The 17,162-nt window shown below is 71.5% G+C and carries 17 protein-coding genes; all 17 read left to right on the top strand.

The window, feature by feature from the left end; translation table 11 throughout:
- Positions 1-316 precede the first annotated feature (316 nt).
- On the top strand, positions 317-2,413 hold the full coding sequence (locus AC5L36_RS07160; protein ID WP_441220837.1) for a multicopper oxidase family protein: 2,097 nt from the start codon (positions 317-319) through the stop codon (positions 2,411-2,413).
- A 173-nt stretch (positions 2,414-2,586) separates the two neighbouring features.
- The gene (locus AC5L36_RS07155) at positions 2,587-3,711 is read left to right on the top strand and encodes a ScyD/ScyE family protein (protein WP_441220835.1); all 1,125 of its coding nucleotides are present in this window, start codon (positions 2,587-2,589) and stop codon (positions 3,709-3,711) included.
- A gap of 126 nt (positions 3,712-3,837) precedes the next feature.
- On the top strand, positions 3,838-4,530 hold the full coding sequence (locus tag AC5L36_RS07150) for a response regulator transcription factor (RefSeq protein ID WP_441220833.1): 693 nt from the start codon (positions 3,838-3,840) through the stop codon (positions 4,528-4,530).
- 153 nt (positions 4,531-4,683) lie between these two features.
- On the top strand, positions 4,684-5,472 hold the full coding sequence (locus tag AC5L36_RS07145; protein WP_441220832.1) for an AfsR/SARP family transcriptional regulator: 789 nt from the start codon (positions 4,684-4,686) through the stop codon (positions 5,470-5,472).
- Between the two features lie 132 nt (positions 5,473-5,604).
- The gene (locus tag AC5L36_RS07140; RefSeq protein ID WP_441220830.1) at positions 5,605-6,873 is read left to right on the top strand and encodes a beta-ketoacyl-[acyl-carrier-protein] synthase family protein; all 1,269 of its coding nucleotides are present in this window, start codon (positions 5,605-5,607) and stop codon (positions 6,871-6,873) included.
- A complete protein-coding gene (locus AC5L36_RS07135) occupies positions 6,870-8,153 on the top strand; it encodes a ketosynthase chain-length factor (protein ID WP_441220828.1) in 1,284 nt (427 codons plus the stop codon). The genes AC5L36_RS07140 and AC5L36_RS07135 overlap by 4 nt, the downstream gene beginning before the upstream one ends.
- Positions 8,150-9,208 carry a methyltransferase gene (locus AC5L36_RS07130; protein ID WP_441220826.1) on the top strand — a complete coding sequence of 353 codons (1,059 nt, stop codon included), beginning with the start codon at positions 8,150-8,152 and terminating at the stop codon, positions 9,206-9,208. Before AC5L36_RS07135 ends, AC5L36_RS07130 begins: the two co-directional genes overlap by 4 nt.
- 9 nt (positions 9,209-9,217) lie before the next feature.
- Positions 9,218-9,541: an antibiotic biosynthesis monooxygenase family protein gene (locus AC5L36_RS07125; RefSeq protein ID WP_441220824.1), complete on the top strand. Its 324-nt coding sequence runs from the start codon at positions 9,218-9,220 to the stop codon at positions 9,539-9,541.
- Positions 9,538-11,154: an FAD-dependent oxidoreductase gene (locus AC5L36_RS07120; RefSeq protein WP_441220822.1), complete on the top strand. Its 1,617-nt coding sequence runs from the start codon at positions 9,538-9,540 to the stop codon at positions 11,152-11,154. Before AC5L36_RS07125 ends, AC5L36_RS07120 begins: the two co-directional genes overlap by 4 nt.
- 1 nt (position 11,155) lies before the next feature.
- A complete protein-coding gene (locus AC5L36_RS07115) occupies positions 11,156-11,497 on the top strand; it encodes a TcmI family type II polyketide cyclase (protein ID WP_441220820.1) in 342 nt (113 codons plus the stop codon).
- Positions 11,494-12,507 carry a class I SAM-dependent methyltransferase gene (locus AC5L36_RS07110; RefSeq protein ID WP_441220819.1) on the top strand — a complete coding sequence of 338 codons (1,014 nt, stop codon included), beginning with the start codon at positions 11,494-11,496 and terminating at the stop codon, positions 12,505-12,507. The genes AC5L36_RS07115 and AC5L36_RS07110 overlap by 4 nt, the downstream gene beginning before the upstream one ends.
- Before the next feature lie 3 nt (positions 12,508-12,510).
- Positions 12,511-12,972, top strand: coding sequence for a cupin domain-containing protein (locus AC5L36_RS07105; RefSeq protein ID WP_441220817.1), 462 nt, complete (start codon positions 12,511-12,513; stop codon positions 12,970-12,972).
- Positions 12,969-13,226 (top strand): acyl carrier protein, encoded by a 258-nt coding sequence (locus AC5L36_RS07100; protein ID WP_441220815.1) that lies wholly within the window; start codon positions 12,969-12,971, stop codon positions 13,224-13,226. Before AC5L36_RS07105 ends, AC5L36_RS07100 begins: the two co-directional genes overlap by 4 nt.
- Positions 13,227-13,230: 4 nt before the next feature.
- Entirely contained in the window at positions 13,231-13,695 is a 465-nt protein-coding gene (locus tag AC5L36_RS07095) for an SRPBCC family protein (RefSeq protein WP_441220813.1), read from the top strand.
- Positions 13,692-15,359 (top strand): acetyl-CoA carboxylase carboxyltransferase subunit alpha, encoded by a 1,668-nt coding sequence (locus tag AC5L36_RS07090; protein WP_441220811.1) that lies wholly within the window; start codon positions 13,692-13,694, stop codon positions 15,357-15,359. The genes AC5L36_RS07095 and AC5L36_RS07090 overlap by 4 nt, the downstream gene beginning before the upstream one ends.
- Positions 15,352-15,798, top strand: a complete 447-nt coding sequence (locus AC5L36_RS07085) for an acetyl-CoA carboxylase biotin carboxyl carrier protein (protein WP_441220809.1) — start codon at positions 15,352-15,354, stop codon at positions 15,796-15,798. The genes AC5L36_RS07090 and AC5L36_RS07085 overlap by 8 nt, the downstream gene beginning before the upstream one ends.
- 2 nt (positions 15,799-15,800) lie before the next feature.
- The gene (locus AC5L36_RS07080) at positions 15,801-17,147 is read left to right on the top strand and encodes an acetyl-CoA carboxylase biotin carboxylase subunit (RefSeq protein WP_441220807.1); all 1,347 of its coding nucleotides are present in this window, start codon (positions 15,801-15,803) and stop codon (positions 17,145-17,147) included.
- Positions 17,148-17,162: the final 15 nt, after the last annotated feature.

Below are 17,162 nucleotides of genomic sequence, written 5' to 3'. Positions count from 1 at the left end.
GAGCAGCGGTCTGGACCACGACGGACATCGCGGTAGCTCAAATCTTTGTCCTAAAAGGAACTTAGCGCCCGGCCGCCTCGACTCCGAAAAGTCTCTAGATTCGCCCCTGGGGTGGTGACGCTGCGTCAGGATGGCGCAGGGGCCGCGAAAGAGCTGGGCGCGCTCGCAGGTGGCGCGGACCGGGGCTACGGCGGGTGTTTCGGTGTAGCTGGGTATGTACGGCGATCGCCGTATGGGGCTGCCGGTCGTCGCCGGATGCCCCTTGACCGCGCGCGTCCATACCGTAGCCCTGCGGCTATTTCGATGGGGGAAGCGCGTGTTCGAAATCGGGGAGAATCTGGACGGGATCCTTGCTGGTGTCCTGTTCCTGATCTGGCTACCGGCGGCGATCTTCGCCACGCGGCTCGCGTGGCGGCCGTCCCGTCGGGCGTTGCGGCGTAGCGCCCGCGCGCTCTCGCGGCTGCTGATCGCCGCGCTCGTGGTGTTGGTGATCAAGTGTGTGGCGATCGGGCTGATGCTGTCGGTCGACTGGATCTTCGCGGACAACCGGGTGATCGTGCAGATGCCGCTGCTGCTCCTGCCGATGCTCGCCGTGGCTGTCTGGTCGGTGCCGCGGCTGCGGGCGCTGGCCCGCACCGAGCCGGCTGACGTGGAGGCGCCGGACGCCGCCGTCCGGGCCGCCGCGGCGGACCCGGTGCTCGTGGTGCCGTTCCAGGTTACGGCCGTCGCCACCGTCGTCGGGGTCTACTTCGCCTACATCTCGCGGCCGGTGCCGTCCTATGTCGACGATGTTCTCACCCACGGGCTGCCGATCGTCTTCGCGGCGGTGCTCCTGTGGATCTGGCAGGGATACCGCCTGCGCGCGGTCCGCGCCGACGGCTTCGCCCGCCGGGGCCCGGGGGCGCGGGCGCTGCGGGCCGCGGTCCAGGTCGCGGTGGTGCTCGTCGTCCTCGTGGGCACGGTGGTGTTCGTCGCGCGCAGCAGCCGGCTGCCCGACACGATGAGCATGAACGCGCACGGCAACGTCGACTACGGCGGCGGCACCGCGCTCAGCCACGGGGCCGCGGGACCGGCCGGGCGGGTGGTGTCGGTCGACGAACTGCGTGGGCCGCAGACCGGCACGCCCGACAAGACGTACACGTTGACCGCGCGGAAGGCGAAGGTGCGGCTGGCGTCGGGCACCGAGATCGAGGCGCTCACCTACAATGGACAGTCGCCGGGCCCGGAGATCCGGGTGCGCCAGGGCGAGCTCGTCGAGGTGACCCTGCGCAACGAGATGCCGGACGAAAACGTCACCATCCACTGGCACGGGCTCGACGTGCCCAACGGCGAGGACGGGGTGGCCGGCGCCACGCAGGACGCGGTCGCGATGGGCGGCAGCCACACCTACCGCTTCGTGGCCGAGCAGGTCGGCACGTTCTGGTACCACACGCACCAGAATCCGCTGGAGGCCGTCCGGCGTGGGCTCTTCGGGGCGCTGATCGTCGAGCCCGCCGCCGGGCCGCCGGCGGGGGAGCGCGACGTCGTCGTGATGCCGCACGAGTGGCGTACGCCCGACGAGAACATCGTCGCGTTCGGCACCAGTGACACGCTCCAGCGGCAGGAGATCGCGCCGGGTACGCCGGTGCGGCTGCGGCTGATCAACACCGACAACAACCCGGCGACGGACAGCCGGCCCCGGCAGCTCGTGGTCAACGGCGCCCCGGTGCGGGTCGTCGCGATCGACGGGGTCGACGTGTCCGGGCCGACGCCGCTCACCGACCCGCGGCTGGGGCTCGCGGCGGGCGGGCGGTACGACGTGACGTTCACGATGCCGTCGCACGCCGTCCGGGTCACCGACCTCGCCCGCGAGGACCGCGGCCTGGTGCTCGCCCCGCCGGGCGACTCGTCGACGCCCGAGGTGGTCGGCGACGGCCCGACCTTCGACCCGCTCACGTACGGCTCCGGTGGCGAGCGCCCGTTCGACACCGGCTCGCGTTTCGACCGGACCTTCACCCAGCTGCTCGACGACCGGCTGTCCTTCTTCGACGGCGGGCTGCACCTGGTGCCGATCATCAACGGGCACAGCTTCCCGGACACGCCGACGTTGATGGTGCGCGAGGGCGAGCTGGTGAAGGTGAAGATCGTCAACCGGAGCCACCAGAACCACCCGATGCACCTGCACGGCCACCACGCCCTCGTGCTGTCCCGCAACGGGGTGGCGGCGACGGGTTCGCCGTGGTGGATAGACAGTTTGGACATCATCCCGGGCGAGGTGTACGAGATCGCCTTCCGTACGGACAATCCGGGCATGTGGATGGATCACTGTCACAATCTCGACCACGCTGCCAACGGCATGGTGATGCACCTGATGTACGAGGGTGTCTCCACGCCGTACCAGCTGGGCCGCGGCACGCCGAACCAGCCGGAGTAGCCGCACCCGCCCAGCGCCGCCGTCCCACGCTCCCCCGACGTCGGACGGCGGCCGGACGGGCCGGGGCTCTCGCCGACGCGTGAGCCCTGGCCCGTCGAGCCTGCCTCCATCCGCCCTTGAGGCGGCGCCGTCAGCGTCGTTCGCGTCCACACCCCGCATGCTGAGGAGAACCCATGCGCAATGCGATGCGGCGCACGCTGCTGGTGGCCCTACCGGCGGTGCTTATCGCCGGCGCGGCCGCGCCCGCCGCCGCCGCGGCCACCTCTCAATCCGGGCGGCTGACCGTCGTCGCCCGTAACCTCGACAACCCGCGCGGCGTCGTGATCGACCGCGCCGGCACCGTCTTCGTCGCCGAGGCCGGACTCGGTGGCGACGACGTCTGCATTCCGGGCACCTTCGGGACCGACCTCTGCTACGGCGCGACGGGGGCGATCACGGCCGTACGGTACGGCCGCCAGAAGCGGGTGGTCACCGGCCTGCCGTCGCTGCGCAGCACCGGCGAGGGCTTCTCGGTCTACGGCGCGCACGACCTGGCGTTCGACCGGGCCGGCAAGATGCTCGTCGCGATGGGCTTCAGCACCGCTCCGGAGTACCGTGACCTGCTCGGCCCGGCCGGGGCCGCGATGGGCACGATCCTGGAGATCCAGGGCCCCAACCGCTGGCGTATCCTCGGCGACCTCAACGCGCACGAGGGCGCCCACAACCCCGACGGTGTCATCCCGGAGAGCCAGCCGTACGCGGTCGTGAGTGACGGCTGCGACCTGCTGGCGCTTGACGCGGCGGCCAACGACGTGCTCCGGATCCGTCCCGGCGGCTCGGTCACCACCGAGCACGTCTGGCCGGAGGAGCAGGTGCCGGCGCCGCCGGAGTGGGGCCTGCCGCCGGGGGCGACGGTGCCGATCCAGTTCGTGCCGGTCACCATCACCCGCGGCCCGGACGGTGCGTTCTACATCGGACAGTTGACCGGTCACCCGTTCCCCCGCGGTGGGGCCCGGGTGTGGCGGCTGAAGCCGGGCTCGGCGCCGACCATCTACGCGACCGGGTTCACCAACATCATCGACATCGCGTTCGACAAGCGGGGCCGGCTCGTCGTGCTGGAGATCGCCAAGAACGGTCTGGACTCCGGTGACCCGACCGGCGCGCTGACCCGGATCGAGCGCGATGGCAGCCGGACCCTGCTCGCCAGTGAAGGTCTGGAAAGTCCTATGTCGTTTGCGATCGCCCGGGATGGTGGCATCTTTATCGCTAACAAGGGATTGGGTACCGGCGAACTGCTCCACCTCGCGCCGCCCGCATGAAATTCGCCACGTAAAGGTGTGTGGCGCCCCTCATGTCGTGGGAACGATATGAGGGGCGCCACGGCGCACGTTAACGTGGCAGCGGCGGCGTGGGCCCGCGAAGCAGACGGGTTGGGGGAGGTCGCCATGGCGCGGTCCGAAGACGGGTCCTCCCTCTGGCCCATCTCCGTCCTGCTCGTCGACGACCATGTGCTGGTCCGCGAGGGCCTGCGGGCCGTGCTCGACGCGCATCCCGACCTCGGCGTCGTCGACGAGGCCGGCGACTCGACCGCCGCGGTGGCCAAGGCGGCGCGGCTGCGACCCGACGTCGTGCTGCTCGACGTGGCGATACCCGGCGACGACCCGGTGGTCACGGTGCGCCGCATCCGCGAGGCCTCGCCGAGCACCGCCGTCGTCATCCTCAGCATGTACGACAGCCCCGACCTGCTCCGCCGGCTGATCGCGGAGGGGGTGCGGGGCTACCTGCTCAAGAGCGTCGGCCGCGAGGAGCTCGTCGCCGCGATCCGCAAGGCGCGCGACGGCACCGGCTCGATCCTGCTCTCCGTCTCCGGCCAGAGCCTGGTGCAGGTGCAGAACGCCGAGCCGGCGATCCTCTCCCAGGCCGAGCTGGACATCCTCCAGCTCGCCGCCGAGGCGATGACCAACGCGCAGATCGCCCGCCGGCTCAAGCTGAGCGAGGCGGCGGTGAAGAGCCACCTGCGGCGCATCTTCGCCAAGCTCGGTGCGGTGTCGCGGATCGACGCGGTCAACAAGGCGGTGGCGGCGTCGCTGGTCACCCTGCCGCACGACCGGCTCAACAGCAAGCCGAGCCCGCACTGATACACCCCGCAAGGATCATTCGCCGTACAACTTTCGACACCTTCTGGATTCGGAAGGAGGCGGGTGGTAGCGCCTTGGGAACGTTACGTGTGACCCCGCTATCTCCATAGCTTGAGAGCGTGTCGAGAAGCGCTACGAGAGCGGGGGAGCGCCATGGTCAAGTACGAGATTCTAGGTTCTTTGGAACTGGTCCATGAGGGACGGATCTGCACTCCGACGCCACCAAAAGTTCGCACTGTGCTCGCTTTGCTTGTGTTGCGCGCCAACCGGGTCGTGCTGGGCGAATCGATTATCCGCGAGCTTTGGGGCGACAACCCGCCGCGGAGCGCGGCCACCACGGTTCAGACGTACATCTACCACCTTCGAAAGCTCTTCGCCCGAGAAGGTATAGAAGGCCCGGGTCGAACCTTGCTCGAGAGCCGGGCCCGCGGCTACCTGCTCAAGGTGGAGCCCGGCCAGCTCGACGCCGAGATCTTCGAGGCCCTGCTGGACGAGGGGCGCAACCACATGAAGGCCGGCCGCCACGAGGAGGGCGCCGCCGTGCTGCGCCGGGCGCTCGCGCTGTGGACCGGGCCGCTGGGCGCCAACGTCGAGTTCGGTCCGGCGCTGGAGGCGCACGCGACTCACCTCGAGGAGGAGTGGATCCGCGCGGTCGAGCTGCGCATCGAGGCCGACATCGCGCTCGGCCGCCACCGTGAGCTGATCGGCGAGCTGCGCTACCTGGTGGGCACGTACCCGCTCAACGAGTGGTTTCACCGCCAGCTGATCATCGCGTTGAGCCGGTCCGGGCGGCGTGGCGAGGCGCTCCAGGCGTACCACCACTACCGGCGCGTGCTCAGCGAGGAGCTCGGCCTGGACCCTTCGCCGGACCTCCAGCGGCTTCAGCGGGAGGTCCTGTCCGCCGGCGTGCCGAGGCCGCTCCAGCTGACCCGGGCCTCATGAGACCGCGGCCTCGACCGCCGCTCCAGCATCGTTCGACGCCCCGTCCCTAGCGTCCTGCAACGCAGGCCATGAGGGCGCGACCGCGTCCCGCGGACCGTGCGGAGGCGGACATCGCGGCCAGGAGGATCGTCAATGCCGAACACATCTGACCGTCGGGTGGTCATCACCGGAATGGGCGTCATCGCGCCCGGTGGGCTGGGCGCGAAGGCGTTCTGGGAGCTGCTCACAAGCGGCCGCACGGCCACCCGCACCGTCTCGTTCTTCGACCCGAGCCCGTTCCGCTCGCGGGTGGCGGCGGAGGCCGACTTCGACCCGGCCGCCGAAGGCCTTTCGCCGCAGGAGATCCGGCGGATGGACCGGGCCGCCCAGCTCGCGGTCGTCTGCACGCGGGAGTGCCTCGTGGACAGTGGCTTCGCCACCGACGAGCACGACCCCACCCGGGTCGGCGTCAGCGTCGGCACAGCGGTCGGCGCCACGATGAGCCTCGAGGAGGAGTACGTCGTGGTGAGCGACGGCGGCCAGCAGTGGCTGACCGACCACCGCTACGCCAGCCCGCACCTCTACGACTACCTGGTGCCGAGCTCCTTCGCCCGCGATGTGGCGTGGGAGGTCGGCGCCGAGGGGCCGGCCACGGTGATCTCCACTGGCTGCACCTCCGGCCTCGACGCGGTCGGGCACGCGATGGAGCTGATCCGGGAGGGCTCCGCCGACGTGATGATCGCCGGCGCCACCGACGCACCGATCTCGCCGATCACGCTCGCCTGCTTCGACGCGATCAAGGCGACGACCGCCCGCAACGACGACCCCGAGCACGCGTCGCGGCCGTTCGACAACAGCCGGGACGGGTTCGTGCTCGGCGAGGGCGCGGCGATGTTCGTGCTGGAGGAGCTGGGCCACGCCCGCCGCCGCAACGCGCAGATCTACGCCGAGCTGGTCGGGTTCGCCTCGCGCTCCAACGCGTTCCACATGACCGGCCTGCGGCCCGACGGGCGGGAGATGGCCGAGGCGATCCGGGTCGCGCTCGGCGACGCGCGGCTGCCCGCCGACTCGGTCGACTACGTCAACGCGCACGGCTCCGGCACCAAGCAGAACGACCGGCACGAGACGGCGGCGTTCAAGCGGAGCCTCGGCGACCATGCCTACCGGACGCCGGTCAGTTCCATCAAGTCGATGGTCGGGCACTCGCTCGGCGCGATCGGCTCGATCGAGATCGCCGCGTCCGCGCTGGCCATCCGGCACGGCGTGGTGCCGCCCACGGCCAACCTCCACGAGCGCGACCCGGAGTGCGACCTCGACTACACGCCCCTCGTCGCCCGCGAGAAGCGCCTCGACGTGGTGCTGAGCGTCGGCAGCGGGTTCGGCGGGTTCCAGAGCGCGATGATCCTGGCGCGTGGCGAATGAGCGGGAGTCGCGAGGCTACGGGCCTCGACCACGACGGCGAAGGAGCGGCGCGCGCACCTCGCGCTGTCGTCGTCACCGGTGTCGGAGTCGCGGCTCCCAACGGGTTGGGGCGCGACGCGTTCTGGGCCGCCACCGTCGAAGGGCGCGGCGGGATCGGGCCGATCACCCGGTTCGACCCGTCGAGCTACCCGGCGCAGCTCGCCGGGGAGGTGCCCGGCTACGACGCGGCCGCGCACATTCCGAGCCGGCTGCTCGCGCAGACCGACCACATGACCCGGCTCGCGCTCAGCGCCGCCGAGTGGGCGCTCGCCGACGCCGGCGTCGACCCCAAGGAGCTGCCCGAGTTCGGCATGGGCGTGGTCACCGCCAGCGCGTCGGGCGGCTTCGAGTTCGGCCACCGCGAGCTGGAGAAGCTCTGGAGCAAGGGTTCCGAGCACGTCAGCGCGTACCAGTCGTTCGCCTGGTTCTACGCGGTCAACACCGGGCAGATCTCGATCCGGCACGGCATGCGCGGACCGACCGGGGTGCTCGTCACCGAGCAGGCCGGCGGGCTCGACGCGGTCGCCCAGGCGCGCCGCCAGGTACGCAAGGGCATCCCGCTCGTGGTGACCGGCGGGGTGGACGCGTCGCTGTGCCCGTGGGGCTGGACCGCGCAGATCCCCAACGGCCGGCTGAGCACCTCGCGCGAGCCGGACGCCGCCTTCCTCCCGTTCGACGCCGGCGCCACCGGCTACGTGCCGGGCGAGGGCGGAGCGATCCTGGTACTGGAGGACGCCGCGGCCGTCCGCGGCGAGGTCTACGGGGAGATCGCCGGCTACGGCGCCACCTTCGACCCGCGGCCAGGTTCGGGACGGCGGCCCGGGCTGCGGCGCGCCGCGGAGATCGCGCTCGCCGACGCCGGCCTGGAGCCGCGCGAGGTCGACGTGGTGTTCGCCGACGCGGCCGGCGTCGTGGAGCTCGACCGGATCGAGGCCGAGGCGATCAGCGGGATCTTCGGGCCGTTCGGCGTGCCGGTCACCGCGCCCAAGACGATGACCGGCCGCCTCTACTCCGGCGGGGCCGCGCTCGACCTTGTCTCCGCGCTGCTGTCGATCAGGCACAGCGTCATCCCGCCCACCACCAACGTCCAGCGGCTCGCCGAGGGCATCGACCTCGACCTGGTCCGCGACGCGCCACGGGAGGCGCCGGTGCGGGCCGCACTTGTACTCGCCCGTGGATACGGCGGCTTCAACGCCGCCATGGTCGTCCGCCGCCACACTCCGGAAAGGACTCCCCGATGACTGACGCGAGCCTCGCGGCCGTCGCGAACTTCGACCAGAAGCAGGCGCTCGACCTGCGTGAACGGCAGATCGCCGTGCTGGGCAGCGCGAAGCAGATCGCCCACGTCATCTACGTGGTGACCGAGCTCGGCATCGCCGACCGCCTCGTCGACGGCCCGCAGCCGGTCGGCCGGCTGGCCGCCGACACGGAGACGCACGAGGACGCGCTGCGCCGGATCCTGCGCGCTGCCGCCGCGTTCGGCATCTTCGCCGAGCAGGAGGACGGCACGTTCGCGATAACGCCGCTCGGCGAGGGCCTGACGTCGGCCCGGATCGGCGGGCTGCGGCCGATGGTGCAGTTCAGCTTCCACGACTTCAACCGGCTGCCGTACGCGGAGATCATGCACAGCGTCCGCACCGGTGAGCCGGCGTTCAACAAGGTCTTCGGCATGGGCTTCTACGACTACCTACAGACCCACCCCGAGGTGAACCGGTTCTTCGAGGGCTTCATGGCGCACTGGAGCCGCCGCCTCGCCGACCGGTTCGCGGCCGAGCTGGCGCCGGAGCGGTTCGGGCGGATCGCCGACATCGGCGGCAGCAACGGCTACTTCCTGGCCAAGATGCTCCAGCGCCACCCGGCCGGCACCGGTGTGCTCTTCGACCTGCCCGAGGTCGTCGCCGACGCCGAGCCGCTACTCAAGGAGCACGGCGTGGCGGAGCGGGTCGAGGTGGTGGGCGGCGACTTCTTCAGCAGCCCGCTGCCGGTCGGCGCCGACGCGTACATCCTGAAGTCGATCGTCCACAACTGGCCGGACGACACCTGCGTCGCCCTGTTGAAGCGGATCCGCGCGGCGATCGGCGAGGCCGACGCGCGCCTGATCGCGATCGACCAGATCGTGCCGCCGCTCAACCAGTGGGACCACTCCAAGATCATCGACATCGACATGCTCGTCCTCTTCGGCGGCAAGGAACGCGATCTGCGCGAGTGGAAGGCGATTTTCGGCGCCGCGGGGTTCGAACTGGTCAACACGCCCGCGGCCTACGGCTGGGCGCTGCTCGAAGCCCGTCCGATCTGAAGGGGAGCCATGGCACACATCAGCATCGACCAGCCCGTCGTGACGATGGTCAACGTCTTCACGGTGGATCCCGCCAACCAGCAGAAGCTCGTGGACATCCTCGTCGAGGCCACCGAGTCGGTCATGTCCAAGGTGGACGGTTTCGTCTCGGCGAACATCCACGCCAGCCTCGACGGCACCCGTGTCGTCAACTACGCGCAGTGGAAGAGCGAAGAGCACTTCAACCGGATGTACCAGAACCCCGACGTTCACCCGCACTTCGGCCAGGTACGCGCGATCGCGACGCCGGAGCGCCACCTTTACAAGGTCGTCTACACGGAGGACGCGAAATGAGTGACGAGAGCACCGACGTCCTGGTCATCGGCGCCGGCCCGGTCGGACTGTCCACGGCACTCTTCCTGGCCCGCCGCGGCGTCGCGCCGCTCGTGGTCGAGCGCCGCGCCGCACTGTCGTCGATCCCGCGGGCCACCGGCCTGCACGCCCGCACCGTGGAGATCTTCCGCACCGTCGGCCTGGAGCCGGCCGTGCAGGAGGTCGGCATGAAGATCGTCGGTCCGGGCAAGGACCTCGAGCTGGTCCGCTCCGGCCGCGCCACCCCGCTGGTGATGCTCGGCGCGTCGTCCCTGGCCGAGCTCGACAAGTCGTTCGTGATGGAGGCGCACGACGTCGACTACGACCAGTTCACGCCGAGCTGGCCGATCTGGTGCGGGCAGGACCACTACGAGCCGCTGCTGTACGAGTCGGCGAAGCGGCACGGCGCGGAGATCCGCTTCGGTACCGAGGTGGTCGCGCTCGACCAGGACGCCGACGGCGTCACGGCCACGGTCCAGGACCGCGCGACGGGCGCGACGAGGACGATCCGCGCCAAGTACGTCGTGGGGGCGGACGGCGTCAACAGCCCGACCCGCGAGATGCTCCACATTGGAAATCGGAGCAACGGCGCCGCCGGAAACTTCGTCAGCATCATCTTCCGCGCCAAGGTCGACCTGCCCGAGACCGCACCCCGCTTCACGCTCATCTACCTGATGAACCGGCTCGCGCAGGGCCTGCTGCTCTTCATCGAGCCGGGCCGCTGGATGTTCGGCGTCAACTACTACCCGGAGCGCGGGCAGTCGCCGGCCGACTTCACCGAGGAGCGCTGCGTCGAGCTGGCCCGGATCGCCGCCGGCGACCCGGAGCTCGACGTCGAGGTCGAGTCGCACATGCCCTGGGAGGCGCGGCACATGGTGGCCGACGCCTACCAGGTCGGGCGGGTGTTCCTCGCCGGCGACGCCTGCCACGCGCACCCGCCGGCCGGTGGCTTCGGCGTCAACGCGGGCATCCAGGACGCGCACAACCTGGCCTGGAAGCTGGCCGACGTGCTCGCCGGCCGGGCCGACGCCAGCCTGCTCGACACCTACGAGGCGGAGCGGCGGCCGGTCGGCGCGGCGACCGCCGACCAGGCGTGGATGCTCTTCCGCACCCGCGGCCAGCTCGCCGACGAGGACAAGGCCGCGTACCGCGACTTCGTCATCGTGACGATGGGCTACCGCTACTACTCCCAGGCGGTCGTCGGCGCGGCGGAGAACGGCGAGGTGCTGCCCCGCGACCTCACCTTCCCGGGCCAGCCGGGCAGCCGGGCCGCGCACGGGTGGGTCACCCACAAGGGCGCCAAGATCTCCACGATCGACGTGCTGACCGACGGCTGGTCCCTGGTCACCGCGCCCGGAAACCAGGCGTGGCTGGACGCGGCGGCCAAGAGCGGCGTGCCGCTCAAGACGTTCACCGCCGGACCCGGCGGCGACCTCGCCGACGACGGCTCCTGGCTCGCCGCCTGCGGCGTCACCACGGACGGGGCGCTGCTGGTGCGGCCGGACGGCATCCTCGCGTGGCGTAGCCCGGGCGCGGTCGCCGACCCCGCCGCCGCACTCTCCACTGTGCTCACCGGCATCCTGCGGGGTGCGTGAGATGTCGTACCGCGGGCTCATGGTGATGCGGATGGAGCCGCAGCACGCCGGGGCCGTCGCCGAGCTCTTCACCGAGCACGACAAGGGCGACATGCCGCACGTCGTCGGCATCTCCCGGCGCACCCTCTTCCGCTACCAGGACCTCTACATGCACCTGATCGAGGCCGACACCGACGTCTACGACAAGCTGCTCGCGGCCCGGGCCCGGGACGACTTCCAGGACGTCAACCGGCGGCTGGCCACCTACCTCCAGCGGTACGCGCCGGAGCGGATGAGCGAGCTGCGCGACTCGACGGCCACGCCCTTCTACACCTGGACCCCCGAGACAGGGAGCATCTCGTGAAGACCGCGCTCGCCCGCCATGATCTCATGGACATGATGCAGGCCTACAAGAAGACGAGCCTGCTTCGGACCGGCGTCGAGCTGGGCGTCTTCGACGCGCTCGCGACCGCTCCCGCGACCGCCGGCGCGCTGGCGAGCACCCTCGGGATCCACCCGCGCGGCGCCCGCATCCTGCTGGACGCGCTGACCGCGATCCGCCTCGTCGACCGGACCGGCGAGCACTTCTCGCTGACCCCCGTCGCCGCCGAGCACCTCGTCCGCGACCGCCCCGACTACCTGGGCGGCATGGTCAAGGTGATGTCGAGCGACTGGGAGTGGGACGCGCTGCGCGACCTCAGCGCCGCGGTCCGCGCCGGCGGCACCGTGCTCGACGTGCACGCCGAGACCCCGGAGTACACGTACTGGGAGGACTTCGCCGCCTACGCCACGAAGGTGGCCCACCCGACCGCCGAGGTGATGGCCGAGGCGCTCGCGCCGTGGGCCAAGGAGCAGCCCGAGCTCAAGGTGCTGGATGTCGCGTGTGGACACGGCGTCTACGGCTACACGCTGGCCCAGCACCACCCGCAGGCGGTCGTGACCTCGCTCGACTGGCCCAACGTGCTCGCCGTGACCGAAAAGCACGCCGAGCGCCTCGGCGTACGCGACCGCGCGCGGTTCCTGCCCGGCGACATGTTCACCGCCGAGCTGGGCGGGCCGTACGACGTCGTGCTGCTCACCAACGTCACCCACCACTTCTCCGAGGAGCGGGTGCACGAGCTGGTGGGCCGGCTCGGCACCGCGGTCAAGCCGGGCGGCCGGCTGGTCATCGTCGGGTTCACCACCGGTGACGAGTCGCCGGCGCTCGACCCGGCGCCGTACCTGTTCTCGGTGCTGATGCTGGTCTGGACCCACGAGGGCGAGTCGCACTCGGTGGCCGCCTACAACCGGGTCCTCTCCGCCGCCGGCTTCGGCCCGGCCACCGTCCACCCGACCGACCTGCCGTTCCGCGTCCTCGTCGCCGAGAAGGAGTGAGCCATGCACCGCCAACCGATCGTCAAAGTGGCCGCCACCGACGTGCCGGGCATCAACCGCATCGGCGGCGAGGTGCGGATCCTGCTCAGCCCGAAGACCGTCGACGCGACCGCGGGCTTCATGGGCACCGTGCGGCTCAAGCCGGGTGAGTTCCTGGCCGAGCAGTACAACCCGTACTCCGACAAGTTCTGCTACCTGGTGCGGGGAGAGGTCCTCATCCGGATCGACGGCACCGAGGTCAAGCTCGCCGCGGACGAGGCGCTGATGGTGCGCCGCGGCCAGCGGCACCGCATCGAAAACCCGGGCTCCCACGACGCCCTGATCGTCTTCCAGATCAGCCCCCTCGCGCCCCGCCCCGAGCTGGGTCACGTCGACACCGAGGAGGTGCCGCACCCCGAGTCGCCGGTACCCCAGGTCGGCGGGGTGCGCGACGGGTGGCAGCGACCGACGGGAGGAAACTCATGAGCGCCCTGAGCATCGAAGACCTTCGCCGCGTCCTGGAGAGCAGCGCCGGCGTCGTGGAGGAGACCGACTGGTCCGACCCGGCGACGCTCGACGAGTCGTTCGAAAACCTCGGCTACGACTCGCTCGCCCTGCTCGAACTGGCCGCCAAGATGCAGCAGGAGTACCAGGTCAAGATCCCGGACGACGCGGTGTCGATCATGAAGACGCCGCGGATCGCCGTCGACTACATCAACCAGCGAATCGCGGAGCAGTGACCTCATGGCCGGACACACGGACAACGCCGTCGTCATCAACGCGCCTTTCGAGCTCGTCTGGGACATGACCAACGACGTCCCGGGCTGGCCGAAGCTGTTCAGCGAGTACGCCAGCACCGAGGTACTGTCCGAAAAGGACGGTGCGGTGCTCTTCCGGCTCACCATGCACCCGGACCCGCAGGGGCGGGTGTGGTCGTGGGTCTCCGAGCGGGTGCCCGACCTGGCCGACCGGGTCGTGCGGGCCCGCCGCATCGAGACCGGCGCCTTCAAGTACATGAACCTGTTCTGGGAGTACACCGAGGTCGACGGCGGCGTGCGGATGCGGTGGGTGCAGGACTTCGAGCTGCGCGCCGGCGCGCACACCGACGACGAGGGCATGACCGCCCACCTCAACCGCGCGACCCGCGAGCAGCAGGCGCGCATCAAGGAGATCGTCGAGGCCGCCGCGGCGGAACGCGTGCCGTCATGACGGCGACGCTCACGGCGCCGGTCGGCAAGAGCTGGTTACTCTGCCCGGGCTGCCAGACGCTGCTCTACCACCGGCGGGTCGAGCGCAACCTCGGTGTCTGCCCGGAGTGCAACCACCACGAGCGGGTGACCGCGCACCAGCGCATCGAGCAGATCTTCGACACGGACTCGGTGGAGGAGCTGCCACCGGTCGGCGCGTCCGGCGACCCGCTCGGGTTCGTCGACACCCGGCCGTACCCGCACCGGATGGAGGGCGCGCGCCAGCGCACCGGCCTCGACGAGGCGGTGGTCTGCGTCCGCGGCACGGTGGAGGGGCACGCCCTGGTCGCCGCCGTGATGGACTTCAGGTTCCTCGGCGGCAGCCTCGGCGCCGGCGTCGGCGAGCGGATCACCCGCGCCGCCGAGGAGGCGCTCGCCACCCGCACTCCGCTGCTGCTGGTCAGCGCCAGCGGCGGCGCGCGGATGCAGGAGGGTGCGCTGTCGCTGATGCAGATGGCCAAGACGTCCGCGGCGCTCGGCGCGCTCGACGCGGCGGGCGTGCTCACCATCTCGCTGGTGACCGACCCGACCTACGGCGGTGTCGCCGCGTCGTACGCCACGCTCTGCGACGTCATCCTCGCCGAGCCGCGCGCGCGTCTCGGCTTCGCCGGGCCGCGGGTCATCCAGCAGACGCTGCGCCAGCCGCTGCCCGACGGGTTCCAGACCGCCGAGTTCCTCTTCGCCCGGGGCATGCTCGACGACCTGGTGCCCCGGTCGGCCCTGCGGGCCACCATCGGCCGGTTGCTGGCCTTCGCGGCCGCGGACCGGTCCGCGCCTGGTGCGGCCGTGACGGACGACGTGGTACGCGACGCGGAGGCGCTGCCCGACGACGCCGCCTGGGACGTGGTGGCGAGGTCGCGCGACCTCGGCCGGCCGACCACGTTCGACTACATCGGACACTTCGTCGACGGCTTCGTGGAGCTGCACGGCGACCGGCTCGCCGACGACTGCAACGCGATCGTCGGCGGCGTCGGCATCCTCGACGGCCGGCCGGTCGTGGTGATCGGCCACCAGAAGGGGCACACGGTGGCCGAGGTCGCCGACCGCAACTTCGGGATGGGCACGCCGGCCGGCTACCGCAAGGCGATGCGGCTGATGCGCCTGGCCGACAAGCTCGGCGTACCCCTCGTCACGCTGATCGACACGCCCGGCGCCTACCCCGGCGTCTCCGCCGAGGAGAACGGGCAGGCGATCGCCATCGCCGAGAGCATCCGGCTGATGGCCGGCCTCACGGTGCCGGTCGTCGCGGTGGTCACCGGCGAGGGCGGCAGCGGCGGCGCGCTGGCACTGGGCGTGGGCAACAGGGTGCTGATGCTGTCGAACGCGACGTACTCGGTGATCAGCCCGGAGGGTTGCGCGGCGATCCTCTGGAACGACGCGGCGCGCGCCGACGAGGCCGCGGTGCAGCTGCGGCTGCGCGCCCGCGACCTCGTCACGCTCGGCGTGGTCGACGGGGTCGTGCCGGAGCCGGCCGGCGGCGCGTCCGCCGACCCGGGCGGCACGGCCGCGGCCGTACACCGGGCGGTCACCGGGGCGCTGGCCGAGCTCGCCGGCGCCGACCGCGAGGAGTTGCTGGCCCAGCGCCGGGCCCGCTTCCGAAGGATGGGGGGACGGACGGATGGATGACAGCCACCCGCTGGAGGCCGCCTGCCGGAGCGTTGCCCGGCTCGTCGGCGCGACGCCCGGGCCGGTGCGCCGGGTCCGGGTGCAGCACGCCGACGTGGTGGTCGAGGTCGAGTGGCCGGAGGCGGCGGCGGTGGTGGCGGGACCCACCGCCGCCGAGCCGCCGGCGCCCGCCGCCGATGACGACGACGCCGGCATCCACTACATCCGCTCCTCGCTCGTGGCCACGCTGTACCACGCGCCCGAGCCGGGCGCCGAGCCGTTCGTGCGCGAGGGCGACCGGGTCAAGGTGGGGCAGCAGGTCGCGATCCTCGAAGCGATGAAGATGATGATCCCGGTCGAGGCCGACCAGGCGGGCGAGGTCGTGAAGATCCTCGTGCCCGACGGGACCCCGGTGGAGTACGGCGAGCGGCTCATCGCCATCGCACCAGCGGAGGTGTAGCCGTGTTCGAGACGATCCTCATCGCCAACCGGGGCGAGATCGCGCTGCGGATCGCCCGGACCTGCCGGGAGCTCGGCATCCGCACCGTCGCGGTCTACTCGACCGCCGACCGTGACTCGGCGGTCGTCCGGTTCGCCGACGAGTCCGTCCACATCGGACCGCCGCCGAGCCGGCGCAGCTACCTCAGCGCGCCGGCCATTATCGAGGCGGCCCGCCGCACCGGCGCCGAGGCGATCCATCCCGGATACGGCTTCCTCTCGGAGGATCCCGACTTCGCGGAGATCTGCGAGGCGGCCGGCATCACGTTCATCGGGCCGCCGCCCGCGGTGATGGCGGCGCTCGGCGACAAGGCGCGCACCCGCGGCATCATGGCGGACCTCGGCCTGCCGGTGCTGCCCGGCACCACCGACGCGGTGGAGTCCACCGGCCGGGCCCGCGAGGTGGCCAGGGAGGTCGGCTTCCCGCTGATCATCAAGGCGGTCGCGGGCGGCGGGGGCCGGGGCGTGCGCATCGTCCGCGACCCGGCCCAGTTTCCCGCCGCGTTCGCCGCGTCCCGGGCCGAGGCACAGCTGCTCTTCGGCGACAACCGGGTCTACATCGAGCGCTACCTGGAGTCGGCCCGCCACGTCGAGGTGCAGGTGCTCACCGACCGCTACGGCAACGGCGTCCACCTCGGCGAGCGCGACTGCTCGGTGCAGCGCCGCCACCAGAAGCTCGTCGAGGAGTCGCCGGCGCCCGGCCTGCCGCCGCAGCTCGTGGAGCGGATGACCGCCGCCGCGGTCACCGGCGCGCTCGGCGTGGGGTACGTCGGCGCCGGTACGTTCGAGTTCCTGGTCGGCGACGGCGACTTCTACCTCATGGAGGTCAACTGCCGGCTCCAGGTCGAGCACCCGGTCACCGAGCTGATGACCGGCGTCGACCTGGTACGCCAGCAGATCCTCGTCGCGGCGGGGGAGCGGCTGGCCCTGACCCAGGCCGGCGTGGTGCCGCGCGGCGCGGCGATCGAGTGCCGGATCAACGTGGAGGACCCGGAGCGGGGCTTCGTGCCGACGCCGGGGCGGCTCACCCGCTTCGAGCCGCCGGCCGGCCAGTTCGTGCGCGTCGACACCCACGCGTACCCCGGCTACCAGGTCCCGCCCGACTACGACTCGCTGCTCGCGAAGGTGGTCGTGTGGGCGCCCGACCGGGCGCAGGCGCTGGCCCGGATGGGCCGCGCGCTGGACGAGTGCGTGGTGGAGGGCGCGGGCGTGCACACCACCCGGGCGTTCCTGCGGGCGACGCTCGACCACCCGCTGTTCCGCACCGGCAAGCACGACACGTCGCTGGTCGACGCGATGCTCGCTCACTGACGCGCGGTTGGCTCT

Source organism: Phytohabitans sp. LZ39, from assembly GCF_059359075.1.
This window is presented reverse-complemented; position numbering and strand designations above follow the sequence as displayed.